This window comes from Hyphobacterium sp., from assembly GCF_043584775.1.
Taxonomy (GTDB): domain Bacteria; phylum Pseudomonadota; class Alphaproteobacteria; order Caulobacterales; family Maricaulaceae; genus Hyphobacterium.
Genome location: NZ_CP121327.1, coordinates 1,922,226 through 1,944,452, shown reverse-complemented (window position 1 = coordinate 1,944,452; position 22,227 = coordinate 1,922,226). Strand labels below are relative to the sequence as shown.

20 protein-coding genes and 1 other RNA gene are annotated in these 22,227 nt (G+C 60.6%); 18 read left to right on the top strand and 3 right to left on the bottom strand.

The genetic code is table 11. The features are described from left to right. The 3 genes from P0D52_RS09720 to metH are packed head-to-tail and all read left to right on the top strand — an operon-like array spanning position 1 to position 4,004. A complete protein-coding gene (locus P0D52_RS09720; RefSeq protein WP_394692459.1) occupies positions 1-1,062 on the top strand; it encodes a homocysteine S-methyltransferase family protein in 1,062 nt (353 codons plus the stop codon). Between the two features lie 27 nt (positions 1,063-1,089). Beyond that, the gene (locus tag P0D52_RS09715; RefSeq protein ID WP_394692458.1) at positions 1,090-1,332 is read left to right on the top strand and encodes a hypothetical protein; all 243 of its coding nucleotides are present in this window, start codon (positions 1,090-1,092) and stop codon (positions 1,330-1,332) included. A 14-nt stretch (positions 1,333-1,346) separates the two neighbouring features. After that, positions 1,347-4,004: a methionine synthase gene (gene metH / locus P0D52_RS09710; protein WP_394692457.1), complete on the top strand. Its 2,658-nt coding sequence runs from the start codon at positions 1,347-1,349 to the stop codon at positions 4,002-4,004. On the opposite strand, the gene P0D52_RS09705 is transcribed toward metH, so the two are convergent. After that, on the bottom strand, positions 4,001-4,852 hold the full coding sequence (locus P0D52_RS09705) for a pirin family protein (RefSeq protein WP_394692456.1): 852 nt from the start codon (positions 4,850-4,852) through the stop codon (positions 4,001-4,003). The genes metH and P0D52_RS09705 overlap by 4 nt on opposite strands. A 144-nt stretch (positions 4,853-4,996) precedes the next feature. On the opposite strand from P0D52_RS09705, the gene P0D52_RS09700 reads away from it, so the two are divergent. Genes P0D52_RS09700 through P0D52_RS09685 form a run of 4 tightly spaced genes read left to right on the top strand, consistent with a single transcriptional unit; the run spans position 4,997 to position 8,022 of the window. Continuing rightward, the gene (locus P0D52_RS09700; RefSeq protein ID WP_394692455.1) at positions 4,997-5,590 is read left to right on the top strand and encodes a hypothetical protein; all 594 of its coding nucleotides are present in this window, start codon (positions 4,997-4,999) and stop codon (positions 5,588-5,590) included. A gap of 3 nt (positions 5,591-5,593) precedes the next feature. After that, positions 5,594-6,034, top strand: coding sequence for an ATP-dependent zinc protease (locus P0D52_RS09695; RefSeq protein ID WP_394694784.1), 441 nt, complete (start codon positions 5,594-5,596; stop codon positions 6,032-6,034). Between the two features lie 48 nt (positions 6,035-6,082). Further along, a complete protein-coding gene (rimK, locus tag P0D52_RS09690) occupies positions 6,083-6,988 on the top strand; it encodes a 30S ribosomal protein S6--L-glutamate ligase (RefSeq protein ID WP_394692454.1) in 906 nt (301 codons plus the stop codon). Next, positions 6,985-8,022, top strand: coding sequence for a succinylglutamate desuccinylase/aspartoacylase family protein (locus P0D52_RS09685; RefSeq protein ID WP_394692453.1), 1,038 nt, complete (start codon positions 6,985-6,987; stop codon positions 8,020-8,022). The genes rimK and P0D52_RS09685 overlap by 4 nt, the downstream gene beginning before the upstream one ends. A 112-nt stretch (positions 8,023-8,134) precedes the next feature. On the opposite strand, the gene P0D52_RS09680 is transcribed toward P0D52_RS09685, so the two are convergent. Both P0D52_RS09680 and P0D52_RS09675 read right to left on the bottom strand, forming a co-directional pair. Beyond that, entirely contained in the window at positions 8,135-8,659 is a 525-nt protein-coding gene (locus P0D52_RS09680) for a fasciclin domain-containing protein (protein ID WP_394692452.1), read from the bottom strand. A gap of 164 nt (positions 8,660-8,823) precedes the next feature. Continuing rightward, positions 8,824-12,468, bottom strand: a complete 3,645-nt coding sequence (locus P0D52_RS09675; RefSeq protein WP_394692451.1) for a hydantoinase B/oxoprolinase family protein — start codon at positions 12,466-12,468, stop codon at positions 8,824-8,826. Here P0D52_RS09675 and P0D52_RS09670 point away from each other — a divergent pair. The 11 genes from P0D52_RS09670 (at position 12,467) to murF (ending at position 22,226) form a co-directional block, all read left to right on the top strand. Then, positions 12,467-13,156, top strand: a complete 690-nt coding sequence (locus P0D52_RS09670; RefSeq protein ID WP_394692450.1) for a TerB family tellurite resistance protein — start codon at positions 12,467-12,469, stop codon at positions 13,154-13,156. The two genes, P0D52_RS09675 and P0D52_RS09670, sit on opposite strands and share 2 nt — an antisense overlap. 103 nt (positions 13,157-13,259) lie before the next feature. Next, positions 13,260-13,556: a hypothetical protein gene (locus tag P0D52_RS09665; RefSeq protein ID WP_394692449.1), complete on the top strand. Its 297-nt coding sequence runs from the start codon at positions 13,260-13,262 to the stop codon at positions 13,554-13,556. A gap of 55 nt (positions 13,557-13,611) precedes the next feature. Further along, complete coding sequence (locus P0D52_RS09660; protein ID WP_394692448.1) at positions 13,612-14,526, top strand: DMT family transporter; 915 nt, start codon at positions 13,612-13,614, stop codon at positions 14,524-14,526. Beyond that, positions 14,523-15,191, top strand: a complete 669-nt coding sequence (locus P0D52_RS09655; protein WP_394692447.1) for an N-acetylmuramoyl-L-alanine amidase — start codon at positions 14,523-14,525, stop codon at positions 15,189-15,191. The genes P0D52_RS09660 and P0D52_RS09655 overlap by 4 nt, the downstream gene beginning before the upstream one ends. Positions 15,192-15,224: 33 nt before the next feature. Continuing rightward, positions 15,225-15,617, top strand: an RNA gene (gene rnpB, locus P0D52_RS09650) — RNase P RNA component class A. A 186-nt stretch (positions 15,618-15,803) separates the two neighbouring features. Beyond that, the gene (locus P0D52_RS09645; RefSeq protein ID WP_394692446.1) at positions 15,804-16,268 is read left to right on the top strand and encodes a division/cell wall cluster transcriptional repressor MraZ; all 465 of its coding nucleotides are present in this window, start codon (positions 15,804-15,806) and stop codon (positions 16,266-16,268) included. Next, positions 16,265-17,257: a 16S rRNA (cytosine(1402)-N(4))-methyltransferase RsmH gene (rsmH, locus tag P0D52_RS09640; protein WP_394692445.1), complete on the top strand. Its 993-nt coding sequence runs from the start codon at positions 16,265-16,267 to the stop codon at positions 17,255-17,257. The genes P0D52_RS09645 and rsmH overlap by 4 nt, the downstream gene beginning before the upstream one ends. Next, on the top strand, positions 17,254-17,613 hold the full coding sequence (locus P0D52_RS09635) for a hypothetical protein (RefSeq protein WP_394692444.1): 360 nt from the start codon (positions 17,254-17,256) through the stop codon (positions 17,611-17,613). Before rsmH ends, P0D52_RS09635 begins: the two co-directional genes overlap by 4 nt. Next, positions 17,610-19,382, top strand: a complete 1,773-nt coding sequence (locus P0D52_RS09630; protein ID WP_394692443.1) for a peptidoglycan D,D-transpeptidase FtsI family protein — start codon at positions 17,610-17,612, stop codon at positions 19,380-19,382. The genes P0D52_RS09635 and P0D52_RS09630 overlap by 4 nt, the downstream gene beginning before the upstream one ends. Continuing rightward, positions 19,379-20,827 carry a UDP-N-acetylmuramoyl-L-alanyl-D-glutamate--2,6-diaminopimelate ligase gene (locus tag P0D52_RS09625; protein WP_394692442.1) on the top strand — a complete coding sequence of 483 codons (1,449 nt, stop codon included), beginning with the start codon at positions 19,379-19,381 and terminating at the stop codon, positions 20,825-20,827. Before P0D52_RS09630 ends, P0D52_RS09625 begins: the two co-directional genes overlap by 4 nt. Then, complete coding sequence (murF, locus tag P0D52_RS09620; RefSeq protein WP_394692441.1) at positions 20,820-22,226, top strand: UDP-N-acetylmuramoyl-tripeptide--D-alanyl-D-alanine ligase; 1,407 nt, start codon at positions 20,820-20,822, stop codon at positions 22,224-22,226. The genes P0D52_RS09625 and murF overlap by 8 nt, the downstream gene beginning before the upstream one ends. Position 22,227 lies beyond the last annotated feature (1 nt).

The window sequence follows — 22,227 nt, the reverse complement described above, 5'->3', positions numbered from 1 at the left end:
ATGTCGGATCCAAGTCAGCGTATGGAGGCGCTCAAAGACGCAGCCAGATCCCGTATCCTTATTCTGGATGGCCCGAAGGGAACGGAAATCCAGAATAAAGGTCTGACGGAAGCGGATTTCCGCGGTTCGAAATTTACCGCTCACAATCGCGACCTGAAAGGCAATAATGATATTCTCAATCTGACCCGCCCGGATGTCATCGAAGCGATCCATCGCGATTATGCCGAGGCGGGCGCGGAAATCATTTCCACGAACTCGTTCAATGCCAATGCGATCAGCCAGGGCGAATATGGCCTGGAAGGCGAGGCCTATGCGATCAATGTCGCGGCAGCACAGGCGGCCCGAAAGATCGCTGATGAATTCTCGACAGACGATCACGTGCGCTGGGTGGCCGGGGCGGTGGGCCCGACCAATGCCACCCTGTCGCTCTCACCGGACGTCAACAAACCGGAATTTCGGGCGACGGATTTCGACTCCATGGTTGCCGTCTATTCCGAGGCCGCTGCGGGTCTGATTGATGGCGGGGCCGATTATCTCCTGATTGAAACCGTCTTTGATACGCTGAACGCCAAGGCAGCGATTGCGGCCGTGCGGGATCTCGAGCAGGCCCGCGGTCAATCCATTTCGATGGCGCTCTCCATGACGGTGGTGGATCGTTCCGGGCGCAATTTGTCTGGCCAGACCGTCGAGGCGTTCTGGGAATCGATCCGTCATGCGAAGCCGATCAGCGTGGGGCTGAACTGTTCGCTCGGCGCCGATCAGATGCGGGCATATGCGGCCGCGCTGTCGCGTGTGGCCGACACCCTGATCCATGCTTATCCCAATGCCGGCTTGCCCAATGATCTCGGTGGCTATGACGAACCCCCGGAAACCACCTCTGCCCATCTGGGGGAATGGGCGCAAAGCGGACTGTTGAACATTGTCGGTGGCTGTTGTGGCACCACGCCCGCCCATACACGGGCGATCGCTGCTGCGGTGACGGGGGCCGCGCCGCGCAACCTTCCCGAACGCCCGGCCGCCATGCGCCTGTCCGGGCTCGAGCCATTCGCTCTGGCCGGATAAGGCATTGCAAGCAAGAGGAGCATCACCATGAAACTCGCAATCCGTTTGATTTTCGCCCTGCTGTTCGGGGCCATAGCCTATGTGATTTCCAGCATCGTCATCGGCACGCTGATGGGGGCTGGGCTTGTCAGTCAGATCATTGCTGGCGTGATCGGGCTTGGCTTCTTTCTGATCGCGTTATTCGGCAAACCCGGCGCGGGCCGCAGCAGCCAATTCCACGACAATAATTTCGGCGGTCCGGGCGGTCCCGGGCCGTCAGCTTTCAATTGATACGGCGGCGCTGAATGACCGGACAATCCCGAGCCAGTTTTGTTAATATCGGCGAGCGCACCAACGTCACGGGTTCGGCGCGGTTTCGCAAGCTGATCACCAACGGTGATTATGCCGAAGCGCTCTCTGTGGCGCGTCAGCAGGTCGAAAACGGCGCCCAGATCATCGACATCAACATGGATGAAGGCTTGCTGGATTCGCAGGCCGCCATGCGCACCTTCCTGCGGCTCATCGCCGGTGAACCGGATATCGCCCGCGTGCCGGTCATGATTGATAGCTCCAAGTGGGAGGTGATCGAGGAGGGACTGAAAAACGTCCAGGGCAAGGCGATTGTCAATTCGATCAGCCTCAAGGAAGGCGAGGACGCCTTCCTCGAGCAAGCGCGGCTGGTCCAGCGTTATGGCGCGGCCGTTGTGGTCATGGCCTTTGACGAGGACGGCCAGGCCGAAACCGCGGACCGGAAGTTCGAGATTTGCCAGCGCGCCTATCGTCTGCTGGTGGACACCGTCGGATTTGACCCCTGCGATATCATTTTTGACCCCAATATTTTCGCGGTCGCTACCGGTATCGCCGAACACGACAATTATGGCGTGGGCTTTATCGAGGCGACCCGCCGCATCCGGGCCGAACTGCCCCACGCTCATGTGTCAGGCGGCGTTTCAAATCTGTCCTTTTCTTTCCGGGGTAATGAGGCGGTGCGCCGCGCCATGCACTCCGTCTTCCTCTATCACGCCATTCAGGCGGGCCTCGATATGGCCATCGTCAATGCCGGTCAGCTCGACATTTATGATGATATCGAGCCCGAGCTTCGCGACGTGGTCGAGGACGTCATCCTCAACCGCGCCAAGGGCGCAGCGGACCGTCTTCTCGAAATCGCCGAACGATTCCGGGACACGGGCGAGGCTGAAAAAAAGGCCGCTGCCGAATGGCGCGGCTGGCCGGTCGCAAAGCGCCTCGAGCACGCCCTGGTGCATGGCATCACGGATTATATTGACGATGATACGGAGGAAGCCCGGCAAGCCTTCGACAAGCCGCTGGAGGTGATTGAAGGCCCGCTGATGGACGGCATGAATGTCGTTGGCGATCTGTTTGGCGCGGGGAAAATGTTCCTGCCGCAAGTGGTCAAATCCGCGCGCGTCATGAAGAAGGCCGTGGCCTGGCTTCTGCCCTATCTGGAAGAAGAAAAGCGCCGCTCCGGAAACGCCGGGAAATCCAATGGCAAAATCGTCCTCGCGACGGTGAAGGGAGATGTCCACGATATTGGCAAGAATATTGTCGGCGTCGTTCTGCAATGTAATGGCTATGAGATCGTCGATCTGGGCGTGATGGTGCCAGGCTCGGATATCCTCGAAGCGGCGAAACGCGAAGGCGCAGACATTGTCGGCCTTTCGGGGCTCATTACGCCTTCACTGGATGAAATGGTCGATGTCGCGAGTGAAATGCAGCGTCTGGGCTTTGATTTGCCGCTGCTGATTGGCGGGGCGACAACCAGCCCGGCACATACCGCCTTGCGGATTGAGCCCGCCTATTCGCGTGGCCCCGTCGTGCACGTCAATGATGCCAGCCGCGCGGTTGGTGTGGTCTCCAAGCTCCTGTCAGCGGATCGCGAAGCCTATGCGCAGGGCGTCAAGGACGAACTCGCGCGCATTCGGGACGTGCGGGCGCGCACCCAGTCAGCCCGTGACCGGCTGAGCCTCGATGCCGCCCGCGCCAATGCGCATTCTGTCGAATGCGTGGTGCCGAGACCGCGCCAGCCTGGCGTCACCGCAATTGATGACGTTACGGTCGCTGACCTGATACCGTATATCGACTGGACGCCTTTTTTCATGAGCTGGGACATGAAGGGCGTTTATCCGCAAATTCTGGACGATCCGAACCGCGGCGATGCGGCGCGTTCCCTTCTGGCCGATGGCCAGAAAATGCTGGCGCAGATGGCGGATGAAAACTGGATCAAGCCTCGCGGCGTGGTCGGGCTCTGGCCGGCCAACCGCAAGGGCGACGATATCACAATCTGGCAGGATGACCGCCGGGCGGACACGCGTGAAACCTTCTATGGATTGCGCCAGCAATCGGCCAAGTCCAATGATCGTCCGCATCTCTCGCAATCGGATTTCGTGGCAGAAACAGGCGACGACTGGGTCGGCGGATTTTGCGTCACAGCCGGAGACAACCCCGCCATTGCGCAAGCCTTCAGGGACGCCAATGACGACTATTCGGCCATCATGTTTGCGGCTCTGTCGGACCGGATTGCCGAGGCATTCGCCGAATATCTCCATCGCCGTGTCCGAACGGACATATGGGGCTATGCACCAGACGAAAATCTCACAAACGAGCAGCTGATCAAGGAAGCCTATCAGGGCATTCGCCCGGCGCCGGGCTACCCCTCACAGCCGGATCACACGGAGAAACTGACGCTATTCAAGTTGTTGGATGCGCCCGCCAATTGCGGCGTCGAACTGACCGAGACATTGGCGATGACACCGGCGTCCTCGGTGTCCGGCCTCTATATCGCCCACCCGGACAGCGAATATTTTGTGGTCGGGCGGATCGGTGAGGACCAGGTCGCCGACTATGCCCGCCGCAAGGGCTGGACGCCCGGACAGGCGGAAAAAGCGCTGGCCCCCATCCTCGGGTATGATCCGAAGACGGAGGCCGAACGCAACGCCGCCTAGAAACGGCCCATCTGGTAATCCAGCATGGCCTGACGGACTTCGCCTTCCGTATTCATGACGAAGGGACCACCCCGCGCGACCGGTTCACGCAGGGGCTTGGCGGCAATCAGAAGCAGGCGGGCGCCTTCCGGGCCGGCTTCCAGCCGGGTGATGTCTCCTTCGCCCAGCACGCCCAGCTCGCCGCGATTGACGCTCATTGATGCTTCGCTACCGGTCCGGGACAGCAGGACTGATCCGTCATGGACGGCGACAATGGCCGAGTGGTGAGACGGCAGGGCTTCTTCGAACACAGCCCCGGCTTCAAGCAAAACCTCGGCAAAGAAGGGCTGAACGGTGATATTCTTCACCGGACCTTCAATGCCGGCTGATGTCTTTCCCGCCACGATGCGGGCCGTCGCACCCGGACGCGTGTCCACAGGAATATCGGCCGCCTTGTACTCCTGATAGCTGGCCGGCTTCATCTTTTCGGCGCGCGGCAGATTGATCCACAGCTGGAAGCCGGACATCAGCCCGTCTTCCTGTTCGGGCATTTCGGAATGCTCGATACCGCCGGCCGCTGTCATCCATTGTACGCCGCCCGGCTCGATCACGCCTTCATGGCCCTTATTGTCCTTGTGCCGCATTCGGCCCGCAAACATGTAGGTGACGGTTTCAAAGCCGCGGTGGGGATGTGGTGGAAAGCCGGCCAGATAATCATCCGGGTTGTCCGAGTGGAAATTGTCCAGCATCAGGAAGGGATCAATCTGCGGCAGGCGCGGCGTGCCCAGAAGGCGGTTCAGCTTTACGCCGGCGCCGTCACTGGCAGCCATGCCGGGCTCGAGATGTACGAGAGGTCTGATAGAGGTCATGATGGGTCTCCTTTGGCCCGATATATGGGACAAAATGTCGTCGGCAGTAGGCGATCCGTCGAAAATCCCGTTTTTCCAGAATGTCAGTAATGGACGTTATTGGATTGTCTGGCCTAGAGTGTCGCGAAAGTCAGGGGGAATCACATGCACAGAACATTCGGCCTTTGCACACTGGCGGTATTGACGCTTTCGGCGTGCGACACAGCGGCAACGGAAGCACAACCCGCCCCCGGGTCCATGCAGACCGATATTTCCGTAGACCATGAGCCACCCGCTGTTTCAGGGCAGAGCTTTACGGCCACGCAGGTTGTGGCGGGCTACTACCTGCCGCAGGACGAGGTCGCGATTGGCAGTATCAGCCTCGATCACATTTCCGTCGGGCTCGATTGGGAATTCGAAGAATACCAGTCCGGATCGCCGGACGCCTTCACCCCGCTGGCCGTCATATTCGAGGATACATCCAGTCCGACGGGCGTTGGCGAGCTTGGCAATACCTATTATGAGGTCAACCACGTCCTTGTGCCGGATGAGTATGCCGTGAGTGATGACGGGCTGGCTTTTTCCGGAACCCACGATGTGATGGGAGATTTCCATTTCGATGGGCGCTGGAATATGGCCGATGTTGAGCAGATGCAGGCGGGTTATCCGGAGCAAGCGCAATCGGCCCTGACCGGCACGCTGACGCTCGGCGATGTGGTTTTCGAAGATATTGTTTTCCAGGGTTGGTTGGGGGATTAGACAATTTCCACGCCTCGAAAGTCCCAATTCACCATTGGCTGGCGCGAATGGATCATTCTTCCGGATTTTGCAGAAACGCGGATCAAGGCGAAGATCGACACCGGCGCGCGGACGTCCGCCATCCATGCCTGGGATATCAAGCCCTTCGAAAAGGACGGTGCGAAATGGGTGCGGTTCGAGCTGCACCCGCTTCAGAAAAACAATACCCAACGTATTGCCTGTGAAGCGCCCGTCGTGGACGAGCGCCTGATCCGGTCCTCCAATGGCCAGATTAGCAAACGATTCCTCATTCGGACGCGCCTGAAACTCGGCAATCGGATCTGGCCGATTGATCTGACATTGTCGCGGCGTGACGAGATGGGCTTTCGTATGCTACTGGGGCGAACAGCGCTCAGCGGGCGGACATTGATCGATCCTCTGGCGTCCTATCTTTGCGGGCGTTAGCCAGACAACATCCGCCTGAAATAACCAGAAGCCATTATTGGAAACCAAATGCGTCTTGCCCTTCTTTGCCGAAATCCGGACCTCTACTCGCACAAGCGTCTTGTCGAGGCGGCAGAGGCACGCGGCCATCAGATCGATGTCCTGGATACGCTGCGCATCTATATGAACATCACGTCGCACCGGCCGGAATTGCATTATCGCGGCGAAAAACTGCCCAAATATGATGCGGTGATCCCGCGTATCGGGACCTCTATCACGGCTTACGGCACGGCGGTTGTCCGCCAGTTTGAAATGACGGGGGCATGGACGCTGGCAGAGTCGGTCGCCATCACGCGCTCGCGGGACAAGCTGCGCTCGCTGCAATTGCTGTCACGCGAAGGCATCGGCCTGCCGGTCACGGCCTTTGCGCATGATACGCGCCAGCTGGACCACCTTCTGGAAATGGTCGGCGGTGCGCCGGTCGTGATCAAGCTTCTGGAAGGGACACAGGGCGTCGGCGTGGTTCTGGCGGAGACGCCGCGTTCGGCGAAATCGGTGATTGAGGCCTTCCGCGGTGCCAAGGTGAATATTCTGGTCCAGGAATTCATCAAGGAGGCCGGTGGCGCCGATATCCGGACGATCGTTGTCGGCGGCAAGGTCGTGGCGGCCATGAAACGTCAGGGCGGCGAAGGCGAGTTCCGCTCCAACCTTCACCGCGGCGGCGGCGCCTCCAAAATCAAGATCACGCCGGAAGAACGCGCGACTGCCGTTCGCGCGGCCAAAATCATGGGCCTCCATGTTTGCGGGGTCGATTTGCTCCGGTCCAATCACGGTCCCGTCGTGATGGAGGTAAACTCCTCGCCGGGTCTTGAAGGTATCGAGGGCGCAACCGGACTGGACGTGGCGGGGCAGATTATCGAGTTGATCGAGAAGACGGCCAAACCCGGCAAAACCAGAACGAAGGGAACAGGGTGAGCCAGCAACCACTCGAGTTTGCGGGGCACACGATTGCCCCGGGAACCCGCGCCAAAATAGAATTGCCGGTCGCTTTACTGTCGGATCACACACCGGTCTCGATGACAGTCATGATCATACACGGCAAGAAGCCGGGGCCGACCGTCTTCGTATCCGGTGCGATCCATGGTGATGAGATTATCGGCGTCGAGATCATCCGCCGGCTGGTGCGCGCCAAGCAGTTGAGCACCCTGGCCGGCGCGTTGATTTGCGTGCCAATCGTCAATGCCTTCGGCTTCATCAACCATACGCGCTACCTGCCCGACAGACGTGACCTCAACCGTTCCTTTCCGGGCGCCGCCAAAGGCTCGCTGGCGGCGCGGCTGGCAAAACTCTTCATGACGGAGATTGTCGCCCGCTGTGAGGTCGGCATCGATCTGCACTCGGCGGCCGAACACCGCGTGAACCTGCCCCAGATCCGGATCGATGGCGGATCGAAGAAAGCCATGGAATTGGCGAAAGTGTTCGCGCCCCCGGTCATCATGGTCTCAAAGCTGCGCGACGGATCTCTTCGCCACGCGGCGCGAGAGCAGGGCAAGGATGTGCTCGTATATGAATGTGGAGAAGCGCTACGCTTTGATGAAACGGCCCTTCGCATTGGCGTAACAGGTATACTGCGCGTGCTCCGGGAGATCGGAATGATCCGTCAGGCAAAAGGCATACGGTCGCCTCTGACCCCGGATATCAGCCAGTCGTCCGAATGGGTGCGCGCGCCGATGGGGGGCGTGTTGCGGGCCTACAAGACTATCGGCGCCTGGGTGGAAGAGGGCGAGGTCATCGCCGCCTTGTCGGATCCGTTGGGGGATGGCGAAGTCGAGGTGCAATCATCCGCCACAGGCATCATTATCGGGCGGACCATGTTGCCGATCGTGAATGAGGGCGATGCGCTTTTCCATATTGCCGAAATCATCAAGCCAAAAACCGAAGACGGCCATACCGAGCTGGAACAGGCTTTCGAGGGCCACCCGCTCTTTGACGAAGATGAAATTCTCTAACGCCGGATAAAAAAACGCCGCCCGCAGACGGGGCACGTCTGCGGGCGGTATCGAGAGCGGGCCTAAGGGACAGGGAAGGGGCGGCCGCGCTCTGTCTTTCTGCGATCAGCCTCTAGTGCATATCGGGCATGATCACTTCATTGATGACGTGAATGACGCCATTGGATGCATCGACGTCTGCAGAAATCACAGTCGCGCCATCAATCATGACCGAGCTGCCGGTTGCGTCGATGTCGATCGAGTCACCCTGGACGGATGCGACGGACAGTGATTGGCCGGCCAGATCGCCCGCAAAATACTCACCCGGTACGACGTGATAGGTCAGGATGGCGACCAGTTGGTCGCGGTTTTCCGGCTGCAGAAGCGAATTGATCGTGTCTTCGCCCAGGGCCGCAAAGGCCTCATCGGTCGGGGCAAAAACCGTGAACGGTCCTTCGCCTTGCAGCGTCTCTACGAGGCCAGCGGCCTGTACGGCGGCAACCAGAGTCGTGAAGGAACCGGCATTGATCGCGGTTTCAACGATATCGCCCTGCATTTCGGCATGATGATCCATTTTGACCGTGCCGGCGCTATCGCCTGCAAATGCGGGTGCGGCCAGAGCAGCGGTGGCGGCGAATGTGAGAAGGATATTACGCATAGTGTGTCACTCCTGAGTCGTGGGGGAACGGGGCGAAGGATGCCGCCCCTGTCTTGCGTCTATCGCGCAAGTCATCAGGGTTTACGGCGACCGGGTCGCACCGGTTCACCGCATTAAACATCTTTTATTTTATATATTTAGGCTGGAAATATGAGGCGTGCGCCCTAAGAGGCGCTTCCGTACCCGCCGCCGCCGGGCGTCTGTATCTCTATGCGGTCACCCGGCTGAACGGTAATCGCAAACAGGCCTTCAAGTGTTTCAACATCACCATTGGCCCGGATGACACGCTGGGCTCCGCAAAGAGCATCGCGCCCTCCGGCAAGGCCCATAGGCGCTTCGGTCCGGTGGGATGATAAAAGCGCGACGTCCATCGCCTCCAGGAATTCAAGACAGCGAACCGAGCCATTTCCTCCGCACAGAGCCCCGGTCCCACCCGATCCTTTGCGAATACGATGATGGATCACGCGCACAGGGAAACGGCGTTCCAGAACTTCCGGATCGGTCATGCGTGAGTTGGTCATATGGGTATGGATCGCGTCGGTGCCGGCAAAGGCCTCCCCGTCCGGTCCGATACCCGCGCCCGATCCGCCGCAGATCGTTTCATAGTATTGATGCCGCTCATTGCCGAAGGTCAGATTATTCATTGTCCCCTGCGCGGCCGCCATACGGCCGGTCGCGGCAAACAAAGCATCGACGACCATCTGGCTGGTCTCGACATTACCCGCCACAACAGCTGCCGGATAAGCCGGATTGAGCAGGCAGCCATCCGGGATGATCAATTCCAGCGGCTTCAGGCAGCCCTCATTCAAGGGAATCTGATCACCCACCAGACAACGGAAGACGTAGAGCACCGCGGCGCGTGCCACACTGGATGGCGCATTGAAATTATTGGCGAGCTGCGCACTCGTGCCAGTGAAATCAATCACGGCGGATCGACGGGACTTGTCCACGCGGATGGCGACGCAGATTTCCGCGCCATCATCCATTCGGATTGTGGCTTCGCCATCCTCGAGCGCATCGATCACGCGCCGAACAGCGCGTTCTGCATTGTCCTGCACATGGCCCATATACGCGGCGACAACACGTTCACCATGGTCGCTGATCATCCGCATCAATTCGGCAGCCCCCTTGGCACAGGCCGCGAGTTGCGCCTTGAGGTCAGCGATATTCTGATCCGGATTGCGGGCGGGCCAGCGGCCGCCGGATAAAATCGCGCGGACCTTGTCGGATTGGAATTGTCCGCCTCGCATAATAAATTCGTTTGCGAAAGAAATGCCTTCTTCCTCGATCGAGGTTGAGAAGGGCGGCATGGAACCCGGTGCGATGCCGCCGACATCGGCATGATGTCCGCGGGCCGCAACATAGAAAATCCGCTTGCCGCTTTCCGTATCATACACCGGCACGACGACCGTGATATCGGGCAGATGCGTGCCGCCTCCATAGGGCGCATTGACGGCCACCGCGTCGCCGGGGCCGAGGTCCGGGTTTGCCACTGCAGCGGCCTTCACACTTGCCGACATCGAGCCGAGATGCACCGGCATGTGCGGGGCGTTGGCAACCAGGCCGCCATCGGCATCAAAAACGGCACAGGAAAAATCCAGGCGCTCTTTCATGTTCACGGAGTGCGCAGTGCGTTCCAGCGCAACACCCATCTGTTCGGCGACCGACATGAAGCGTTTGTTGAACAGTTCGAGCCGGATCGGATCAAGCTCGGTGATTTCCGCTTCGGCATGGGCTCTACCGGTGTGGTCGAGAACGAGCATGCCATCGGCGAGCCGTTTGATATGCCAACCCGGATCCACAACAATCGTGGAATTCGGCTCGACGATCAAAGCCGGACCGGCAAGGTCAGTCCCGGGGTCCATCTCCGCCAGTCGGTATACCGGCCAATCCGTCCAGGCTCCGTTCTGGAAAACCGGCCGTGTTTCCGTTGCTTCAACCGGTCTATCGCGGTCCGGCAGATCCACCGTCCATCCGCGAGCCCCCGGAGGTTCGGCCTCGGCTTCAGCTGCGACCGATTCAATGACCAGATCGCCGTCCGGCACAAATCCGAACAACCGTTCATGCGCCGTCCGGAAATCATTCTGAACCGATTTGATGTCGGTCAACCGCACGGGAATGGCCGTATCAGAACCGGAAACCCGAAGGCGGATAAAGTGGTCGACCGCTATAGTGGCAATCTCCGCTCCTTGTGACGCAAGAACAGATTGGGCGTCTTCGCCCAGCTCGCGGGCCTTGTCAGCGGCCGCCGAGAATGCGGTTCTGAAGTCATCCTCGATCGCCGCCTCGCGCGTTTCGCGCAGTTCGGCCAGTCCGATTCCCAGAGCGGATAACAAACCGGCATAGGGATGGATCAGAACCGTTTTCATGCCGATGGCTTCCGCCACCTTGCAAGCATGCTGACCGCCAGCCCCCCCGAAAGCCGAGAGGGCATAGCGCGCCGGATCCACGCCTTCGCCGATGGAAATCTGTTTGATGGCCTGTGCCATATTCTCGACCGCGACCGCCAGAAAGCCTTCCGCGGCTTCTTCTGCAGAGCCCAGACCCATTTCTTCTGCCAGCTTGCCAAACGCGTCACGGCTGGCATTGGCATCAAGTGGAGCCGAGCTGTCCGCGCCGAAGGTCTGGGGGAAGTGATCGGGCTGGATACGCCCCAGAACGATGTTGGCATCGGTCACGGCTGGCGGGCCGTGGCGGCCATAGCCGGCAGGCCCAGGCATCGCGCCGGCGCTGTCGGGGCCGACCCGGGCGCGTTCCCCGTCAAAGCTCAGGACAGAACCGCCGCCGGCCGCAACCGTATGCACCGCCATCATGGGCGCGCGCAGGCGCTGCCCGGCGATCACCGCCTCGCCGACGCGGGCATACTGATCACCGTCATAACGCGACACATCCGTTGATGTGCCGCCCATATCAAAGCCGATAACACGTGGATATCCGGCGGCCTTCGCCGTTTTCGCCATGCCGACGACCCCGCCCGCCGGTCCGGACAGAACCGCATCTCGCGCAGCAAATTGTGCTGCGGACGTCAGACCGCCCGATGACTGCATGAAATAGAGCGGCGCGCTCTCCAGCCTGTCCGCAACGCGGCCGGCGTAATCACGCAAGACCGGTGTCAGATAGGCGTCCAGTACCGCCGTCGAGGACCGCGGGACGATCTTGACCAGCGGGCTGGCATCGCTTGAACAGATAATGGTTTCAAAGCCGCAATCTGCCGCCAGCTGCGCGATATATTTCTCATGTGAACTATTTGCATAGGCGTGCATCAGCGCGATGGCGCAAGTTTGGGCGCCTGTTGCTCTGGCTTCTGATAAAGCGGCCGCCAGTGTCGGAATATCGAGGGCCGCAATCTCTGTGCCGTCAGGATCCATTCGTGCGCTGACGGAGACGATTTGATTGTGCAGCGGAGCAGGCCGTTCAATCTTCATGGCGAAGATATCCGGCCGCGTCTGGTCGCCTATCACCAGCAGGTCTTCAAAGCCTTCCGTGACGACAAAACAGGTGTTTGCGCCCTTGCGTTCAAGCAGGGCATTGGTGGCCACAGTCGTCCCCATCTTGACCGCGTTGATCTGCCCGGCGGGAAGCGGATCGCTGGCGGACAAGCCCAGCATTCGGCGCACGCCTTCCGAGGCTGCATCGTCATAGTCCGGGCTTTCCGAGAGCAGCTTCATCGCCCGCAAACGGCCGTCCGGCTGGCGCGCAATCACATCCGTGAACGTGCCGCCGCGATCAATCCAGAATTCCCAGGTGCCGGACACGCCTTCTAATCCCCCGCCAGCGGCGTTACATGAAGGGTTGGAGACTAGACTCATGGGTTTTTGGCGCAAGCTGACAGACTTCATTTCCGGCCAGCCCGACCCTTATGATTGCGAGGGCGAGGATTGCGGCCCCGGCCATCGCGTTGATGACGCGGATTTCGCCATTGCTCTGATTGGTCTCGGGGCCAAGATGGCGAAAGCCGATGGCGTGGTAACCCGAAATGAGATCGCCGCTTTCCGGCAGGTGTTCAAGGCGCCGCCGGACGGCGAAGACATTCTGATCCGGGTGTTCAACCTCGCCAAGGAAACCACTTTGGGCTTTGACGGATATGCCAGCCGTCTCGCCCGCCGTTTCCGTCATCATCCGGCTGTGCTGGAAGATGTCATCGACGGGCTCTTTCATATTGCCAAGGCCGATGGGGTCGTGACTGGCGACGAGCTGGATTATCTTCAGGCGGTGTCCGATATTTTCGGTTTTTCGCCGCGAGAGTTCCGGCGCATGCGCATGTCGCACGGCCTGGTGGATGCCAGCGACCCCTATGTTATCCTGGATGTTGATCCGGATGCAGATGACGATGAATTGAAACGTGCCTATCGAAAAATGGCGGCGCGCAATCACCCGGATGCACTTATTGCGCGCGGCGTTCCGGTCGAATTGCAACGCCTTGCCGTGGAGAAAATGGCGGCGATCAATGCCGCCTATGCCGAGGTGAGGGACGAACGCGCCGCAGAATCCCCCTGACTAAATCGTCGCGGGTTATTGACGTGGGGGGCGATGGCACCGAAATTGTAATCAAGACGTTAACGCGTCGATCTGTGAGCTAAGCGTGCCGAAAGGGGCATTGATGACCCAGACCCACACATTCCGGTTCCCGCACACCGCCGGTAATTGGCTGCGGACGCTGGTGGCTGCCGTACTGGCGGTGGCATTTGCCGGGCTCATCCTGATGTTTGCGGCCATCTTTGCCGCAGCGGCGCTGGTGGTCATCGGTGCGGCCATGCTGGCCGGCGGAGCCTGGTGGCTCTGGCGCAAGGTTCGGGGCCGTGATCAGCAAACCGCTGATGATGATATCACGGTGCTGGTCGCCAAGCGCGGTCCCTCCGGCTGGACGGTCGACGGCGAAGCGGACAACCGCCGCTGATTTCGAAACATTCCGTCACTTGGTGAATTCATGAATGCGGTCTAATCCGCAACTCATGAATTTACGGGACTTCTCAGCCTTCTTCGCCGTTTGCCTCTTCTGGGGGCTGAACTTCGTTGTAGCCAAGTTTGCCATAACTGGCTTGCCCGGCTGGTCGCCGGGCTTTGGTGGTGTACCGCCGATCGCCTTTGCCTTCCTGCGCTTTCTCGCCCTCGCGCTGATCTTGATTCCGTTCCTGCGCCCGATCCCCAAACAATGGGGCACATTGGTTCTGGTCGCGATGGGGATGGGCTGCTTGCAATACGTTCTGATCTTCATCGGCCTTGAAACGGCGACACCCTCTGGCATGGCGCTGGTCCTGCAAAGCGGCGTGCCCTTTGTTACCCTGCTGTCCGTCGTCTGGCTGAAGGAAAAGATCGGCTGGGCGCGCGGCCTGGGAACGGCACTGGCGATCGCCGGCGTTGTGCTGGTCGTGGCCAATCCCGCAGAGCTGACGCTGGCTATCGGTCTCTTATACGGCCTTGGCGCAGCCTTCGTGGCGTCGGTGGCCATGATCCTCATCCGCCGGATCGATATGAAGCCCATGCGATTGCAGGCCTGGATCGGATTGATTTCTGCGCCGATCCTGTTTGTTGGCACCGCCGCTTTCGAGACCGGACAGGCCGAAGCCGTCCTGTCGGGCGGCTGGATGTTTGCTGCCGCACTGGCGTTCACCGTTATTCTGGTCAACGTTTATGGTCACGGCGTATTTTACTATGTGCTACAGAAGTACGAGACGACTCTGGTGGCGCCGCTGACGCTGCTCGCGCCGTTGATTGGCGTGGCGTCCGGCGTCCTGTTGACGGGCGACCCGTTCGGCTGGAGGCTGGCGGTCGGAGGTTTGTTGACCCTGATCGGTGCCGGCATTGTGGCCTCTCGCCCGAATAAGACCCTGCCGGATGCAGCTTTGGTTCGCGAGGAATCGCTTTGACTTTCATTGATGCGCCATCGCCGAATTTCAATGATCGGAAAAAGCCGATCAGCCTGATTGTGCTCCATTATACCGGCATGGAATCGGGACAGGCGGCTCTGGACCGTATGCGCGATACGGCCGCGCAAGTCAGTGCTCATTACATGGTCGAGGAGGATGGCCGCATTTTCCGGCTGGTCGACGAGGAAAAGCGCGCCTGGCATGCGGGCGTATCCGAATGGGCCGGCGAAACCGATATCAACTCCGTTTCCATTGGCATCGAGATCGTCAATGGCGGGCATGATTTCGGCCTGCCGGACTATCCCCAGGCACAAATGGATGCAGTCATTTCGCTTACGAAACAAATAATGGTCAGGCGCAATATTCCGGCGCACCGGATTGTCGGTCATTCGGATATTGCGCCGGGCCGCAAGCAGGATCCGGGCGAGAAATTTCCCTGGATCCAGATGTCAGAAGCGGGCTGTGCGATTCATCCCAAAGTCATGGTCGAGGCGGGCGACGCGCAGTCAGGGCTGGCGGCAATCGGTTATGGATTTTCGGCCGGTGAAACAGCTGTCATCGAGGCGTTCCAGCGCCGCTTTCGTCCTGCCAGAGTGGACGGCACTCTGGACGACGAAACGGCCAGCCTGATTTCGGCAGTGGCGGCACTTACGCCGAAATCTTGACCTTCCGCCCTAAAACAACGACATAGACCGCGATCAGGCGGCCGGGCGACCGCGCTTGCAGGCTCGAAAGGGCGCAAGGGAGGAAAGTCCGGGCTCCGGAAAGGCAAGGTGCCAGGTAACGCCTGGCGGGGGTGACCCCAGGGATAGCGCCACAGAGAACAGACCGCCTGCCATTGCGGCAGGTAAGGGTGAAACGGTGCGGTAAGAGCGCACCGCCCCGACCGTAAGGAAGGGGGCACGGCAAGCCCCACCTGGAGCAAGACCGAATAGAGATGGATGCGGGTCAAACCGCACGCACGCCTTGCTGCGCCATCCGGGTAGGTCGCGTCAGGCCCGTCGTGAGGCGGGTCGCAGAGGAATGGTCGTCGCGTTCTTTCCGTCATGGAAAGAATGGAACAGAACCCGGCTTACAGGCCGCCTGATCACACTTTTCCACACATTATCCACAAATATGTTCTTAATCTGTTCTTTTGCTGCGCCGCAGCAATGGCTGCGATTACTTGCCGGGCAACAGAAAAAATGGCGAAAAAGCGCCTTTCTCCATTGTTTCCCATGAAATCCCATGTTATCCCATTGTTAACCGCTAGGGGTCTGCGGGCAGGGGAGATCGTCGTGTTTGTGTCCACCGCCACCAATGGAATTGATGCTAAGGGCCGTGTTTCGGTCCCGGCCGGATTCCGGTCCAATGTGGCAGGCGGACCTTTCGATGGGATTTACGTCTGGCCGAGCTTTGACGGTCCGTGGCTGGAAGGCGGCGGGCAGGCCCTGATGGATGACTATCTCGACATGATCGAGGCCATGGACCCCTATGACGAGGCGCGTCAGGCACTGGAGCAATCGATCTTCGGTGAGGCCCGTACGCTGTCATTTGATGCCAATGGCCGGATCACCTTGCCAAAGGATCTGGCAGAGCATGCCGGCCTCGACGGGAAAGTGACCTTTGTGGGGCTGGGGCGCCGGTTTGAAATCTGGAATCCGGAAAGTCATGCCCGGCGCGCGACGACAGCGCGAGCCTTTGCCAAGGAAAACAAGTTGAAACTCCGCCGCCCGGCCCGGCTGAAGGCGGTGGATCAATGAGCCATATCCCCGTTCTTCTCGACGAAGTCCTGACTGCGCTCGCAGCCCGCGACGGGGCCATCTATATAGACGGCACTTTCGGCGCAGGCGGATATACGCGCGCCATTCTGTCTGCCGCAGATTGCCGGGTCATCGGTATTGATCGCGACCCTTCGGTTCGCCCGGTCGGTGAAGATTTGAAGCGGGCCTCTGGTGGCCGCTTTGTGCTGGTCGAAGCGCCATTCTCGGCCATGCGGGATGTCGTTGCGGATGCGGGCGGAAATCAGGTCGACGGCATTGTCCTTGATCTCGGCGTTTCTTCCATGCAGCTGGATCAGGCAGAGCGCGGCTTTTCCTTTTCCAAGCCCGGACCGCTGGATATGCGGATGAGCGACAAGGGCCCGAGCGCGGCGGATGCCATTGCGCAGCTGTCTGAAAAAGAACTGGCCGATATCTTCTATATCTATGGCGAAGAGAAAAAGTCCCGCCGGGTTGCGGCGGCCATCGTGCGTGAGCGCGCCGAAACGCCCTTTACCACGACGGATCATCTGGCGGCTGTTGTCGCCAAGGCGGTCGGCGGCAAGCACACCAAGACCCATCCCGCCACGCGCTCCTTCCAGGGGTTGCGGATTTTCGTGAATGACGAACTGGGTGAGCTCATTCGCGCGCTCAGCGCGGCGGAACAGCTTCTCTCTCCGCTCGGCCGCCTGGTGGTGGTCACCTTTCATTCTCTGGAAGACCGGATTGTCAAAACTTTCCTGCGCGCCCGGGCCGGCATGAATGCCGGCGGCTCCCGGCATATGCCGGAAGTGGAGCAGGGACCGGAACCTTCTTTCCGCCTTCTCACCCGAAAAGCCATCGAGCCTTCGGACGAGGAGGTTAACGTTAATCCCCGTGCCCGGTCCGCGAAACTGCGCGCCGCCATCCGCACCGAAGCGCCGTCCTGGCCGATCGATATCTCGCTTTTCCCCAATGCGCCGTCCCTGTCACGGCTGGAGGCTTCCTCATGATACGTGCTCTCAACGTGCTCGCATTCATCGTCGCGTCCGTTCTGGCCATTGCACTCTATATTGCGAAGACCGAAGCTCAGGAGGCGCGGCAGCGACTGGTGGAAATCCGGACGGATCTCGCCGAAGAGCGCCGCCAGATCAATGTGCTGAATGTGGATGTCGCGCATCTGGAAGACCCGGATCGTCTGCGCGCACTGGCGCGCCAGTATCTCGGCTTCGAGCCGCTCGACCCGCGCCGTGAAGTGGCGATGTCGGATTTGCCTCTGCTGATCGAGCAGCCGGCCCAACCCTATGCCGTCGCTGCAAATGAAGGCTCGTCCGAATCCGCCGTTCGCGAGGTCGGAGGCCAGCAATGATCGGCCGCTTCTGGCAGCGGAAGAAGGAAACGCCGCGCTTCAGTTCCTATTCGGACAGCGCGCCTTTGCCCGAAGCTGCGCCCGAGAACCTCACGCGCGTTTTGCGTATTGAAAACGAAGAAGCCTCCATCATCGAGGATGCCCGCCATCGCATGATGGTGATCGGTTTTACGCTGGTGATCGCGTTTGGGGCTCTGGGTATTCGTGCCGTCTCACTGGCCCTCAGCGGGGATGAGGCTGTTGCGGCCACGCCAGTTCTGGCCGAGACGCGACGCGGCGATCTTGTCGACCGGAATGGTCAGGTGCTGGCGACGACGTTGGAAACCTGGTCGCTCTTTGCCGATCCGCAACTCGTCTGGGATGCGCGCGAGGCCGCCGAAGCGCTGGTCACCGTGCTGCCGGATCTGAACGTGGACGAGCTGACGGCGGACCTGTCATCGCGGCGGCGGTTTGTCTGGATCCAGCGCAATCTGACACCCCGCCAGAGACAGGCGGTATTTTCACTGGGACAGCCGGGGCTCGAATTCCGGACGGAACCGCGCCGGGTCTATCCGCGCGGACGTCTGGCGGCCCATGCGATTGGTCATGCGGGACGGGATATGACCGGTCTGGCCGGCGCTGAGCAGGCGTTCAATTCCGCGCTCTCAAATGACGGGGGGCGTCCGGTCGCGCTCTCCATTGATATGGGCGTGCAATTCCACGTCGATGAGATCCTGCGCCGCTATATGGCTGAATTCCAGGCCATTGCGGCGACGGGCATCGTCATGGACGTCAATACGGGCGAGGTGCTGAGCCTGGTCTCCCTGCCGGACTTTGACCCCAACCAGGCCAGCACCGCCAGCGCCAATGATCTACTCGATCGGGCCCTGCAAGCCCGCTATGAAATGGGCTCCACCTTCAAAGCGTTCACGGTCGCGCTGGCGCTGGAAACCGGCATCGCGTCGCCGGGAGAAACCTTTGATGCAACCGCGCCCTTGCAGATTGGCGGCTATACCATTGAGGACTTCCACGCCGAAAACCGTGCTTTGACGCTCGAAGAAGTTTTCACCCATTCCTCGAATATCGGCTCCTCCCGGATCGCGCTGGAAGCGGGCGCGGACCGCCAGCGTGATCTTCTCCGGCGACTTCGTCTGCTGGAGCGTGCGCCGATCGAACTCGCCGAGAGCGCCACACCGCTCTTGCCACAGCGCTGGGGGCCAACCGAGACAGCAACGATATCCTATGGCCACGGCATTGCCGTCAGCCCCCTGGCTGTCGCGTCGGCCTTTGCGGCCATCGCCAATGGCGGCACCTATGTGCGTCCGACTCTGCGTCCTGTACGGCCCGATGAAACCGTCGCTGGCGAGCGGGTTCTGGCGCCAGAGGTGGCACAGAGCGTCCTCGATATGATGCGCCAGGTCGTCGAGAACGGCACAGGCGGCCGCGCGGATGCGCCGGGTTTCCGTGTGGCCGGCAAAACCGGCACAGCCGAAAAGCCCGGGCGCGGCGGATATGACGAAGACCGTCTGATCTCGTCTTTCTCCGCCGTCTTCCCGTATGACGATCCGCAATACGTGGTGCTGGTCATCCTCGACGAGCCGCAAGGCAATGCCTCGACATACGGGTATGCAACCGGCGGGTGGACGGCAGCCCCCGCAGCAGGCGAAATCATATCGCGCATCGCATCGATTCTGGGCGTCGAACAGGAAGACGATCCTTTGACCCGCTCTGCCATGGTGCGCGCTGCCCTGACGCCCGATCCCGAACCCGTAGTGAGACCCGATCAGTGAAACTTTCCGAACTGATATCACCGGACAGCCTTCAAGGGCCGGATGCCGAAATTACCGGGCTGACGCTGGATAGCCGGGCGGTCCAGCCCGGTTTTCTGTTTGCGGCTCTGCCGGGTCTGCATGTCAACGGCCGCGATTTTATCCCGCAGGCCATCAAGGCGGGCGCTTCGGCGATCCTGACCGAGCCGGGAGTCGATACAGGCGGCCTGCCGGCGATTTTTGACGAGGACCCCGCTGGCCGTTTTGCCGCCATCGCCGCGCGCTTCTATCCTCGGCAGCCGGAAGTGATCGCGGCGGTCACGGGCACGAACGGAAAAAGCTCGACCGTCGATTTCCTGCGCCAGATCTGGCGGGAGGCCGGTATTGATGGGGCCAGCCTCGGCACGTTGGGTGTCGCGCGAGGCGAAGGCTGGGTCGAGACCGGCTACACCACGCCCGATGCCGCCGCAGTCCACAAGGCGCTGGATGCGCTGACCGCTGACGAATGTACGCATCTGGCGATGGAGGCCTCCAGCCACGGGCTGAAGCAAAAACGTATGGATGGCGTGCGGGTGACGCTAACGGGATTTACCAATCTCACGCAGGACCATCTGGATTATCATCCGGACTTTGCCGATTATTTTTCAAGCAAGCTGAAACTCTTTCTCGAACTGGCACCAGCCGGGTCGCCGGCGATTATCAACGTCGATTCCGAGTGGGGCGGGCAGGTCGCGGAAAAATGCAGCGCGCGCGGACTGAACGTTATTCAGGTCGGTTGGCGCGGCCGCGATTGGCGTATCCGCGAGATTACGCCGAAGGCGGCGAGCCAGCTTGTTACCCTGGAAGTTGATGGAAAAACAAAGCGGATCGAGCTTCCGCTGGTGGGCGAATTCCAGGTGGCCAATGCGGTCGGTGCTGCAGCGATGGCGGTGCATTCCGGGGTATCGCAGGATGCCGCTCTGGCATCGATGGGCAAGCTGAAAGGCGTTCCGGGCCGGCTGGAGCTCGCCGCGCGGACATCTGACGGTTGTCCTGTGCTCGTCGATTTTGCGCACACGCCCGACGGACTCGACAAGCTGATCCGGGCTGTTCGCCCGCACACGCGAGGGCGTGTCGTGATTGTTTTCGGCTGCGGCGGGGACCGTGACCCGACCAAGCGCAAGCCGATGGGCGAGATTGCCGTGAAACTCGCCGACCTTGTCATCGTGACCGATGACAATCCCCGGTCGGAAGATGCCGCCACCATTCGCGCCAAAATCATGGAAGGCGCCATCGGGGCCAAGGAAGTCGGCGACCGGGCACAGGCCATCCGCATCGCACTTCACCAGTTGCAGCCGGGCGATACTTTGCTTCTCGCTGGCAAGGGGCATGAAACCGGCCAGAAGATCGGCGATGTGACGCATCCCTTCGATGACCGCGAGGAAGCCCGGAAGGCGGCCGCCGCGATGGAGGGCGGGCATGGCTGATAAGCTCTGGACCGCGCGAGAGGCAGCCGCCGCAACGTCCGGCCAGTTGGTGGATTCTCTGGACTGGTCCGCCGCCGGAATTTCCATTGATAGCCGCTCGATCAAGCCCGACGATCTGTTTGTCGCCCTGCAGGATCAGCGCGATGGCCATGATTTCGTGCCGGATGCCATGGCGCGCGGCGCTGCCGCAGCCCTCGTTGCCCGGCCTGATTGTGGTCCCGGTGCCAAGCTGGTTGTCGGTGACACGTTGGACGGGTTGCGCAGCCTGGCCCGCGCGGCAAGAGATCGGTCGGCCGCAATTCGCGTTGCGGTGACGGGAAGTGTCGGAAAGACCAGTGTAAAAGAGGCGCTGGCCGCCGTTTTCAGAAGCGTGGGTACAGCGCACGCTTCACAGAAATCCTATAATAATCATTGGGGTGTGCCGCTGACCCTGGCGATGACGCCTCAGGATTCCGAGCGCGCCGTCTATGAAATGGGCATGAACCATGCCGGTGAAATCCGCGAGCTCTCGACGCTGGTGCGTCCGCATGTTGCGCTGATCACCAAAATCGCCCCGGCTCATCTTGAAAATCTTGGTTCCATGGAGGCCATTGCCGATGCAAAGGCCGAGATATTCGAAGGCCTGAACCCTGACGGGGTGGCGGTCTTCCCGGCTGATGATGAATTTTCGCCGCGCCTTGCCAAGCATGCCGCAAAGAGCGCTGCAGCCTTCATGCTGGAATTCGGGCGCGAAAAATCGGCGGCCATCCGCATCCTCGATTTCGAAACCGGTCCGTCTGGTGGTAAGGGCCGGATCAGCGTGCTGGGCAAAGAGGTCAGTTTTTCGATCGCCGCACCGGGGGATCACTGGGCATGGAATGCCGCCGCGATTTTCGCCACCGCAATAGCCTCCGGCGTGGATGCCGAAGCGACGGCGGATGCGCTGGCCGGGCTTACCGCCGGGGCTGGACGCGGTGCGATGCGCCAGATTCCGGTCAAGGGCGGTCATTTCACGCTGATTGATGACAGCTATAATGCCAATCCGGCCTCCATGCGGTCGGGGCTTTCCATTCTGGGCGCGACGGAACCGGCAAGTGGCCGCCGGATCGCCATTCTCGGCGAAATGCTCGAACTGGGGCCGGATTCACCTGCGCTTCATGCTTCGCTGGCAGACCCGATTCAGGAGGCGCATGCCAATGCCGTTTTTCTGGCGGGCAAGGGGAATGTCCCGCTGCGGGATGCGCTGCAGATCGGCCGGCTGGCCGCTTACGCCGAAACCGCAGACGAGCTTTGCGACCTGGTTGCGGCGTATATCGGTCCGGGGGATGTGGTGTTCGTGAAGGGATCAAACGCATCGGGGGTTCACAAAATCGCCCGAATGCTCGCCGAAGACGATCTTGGCGCTCGGGGACAGGGATAGA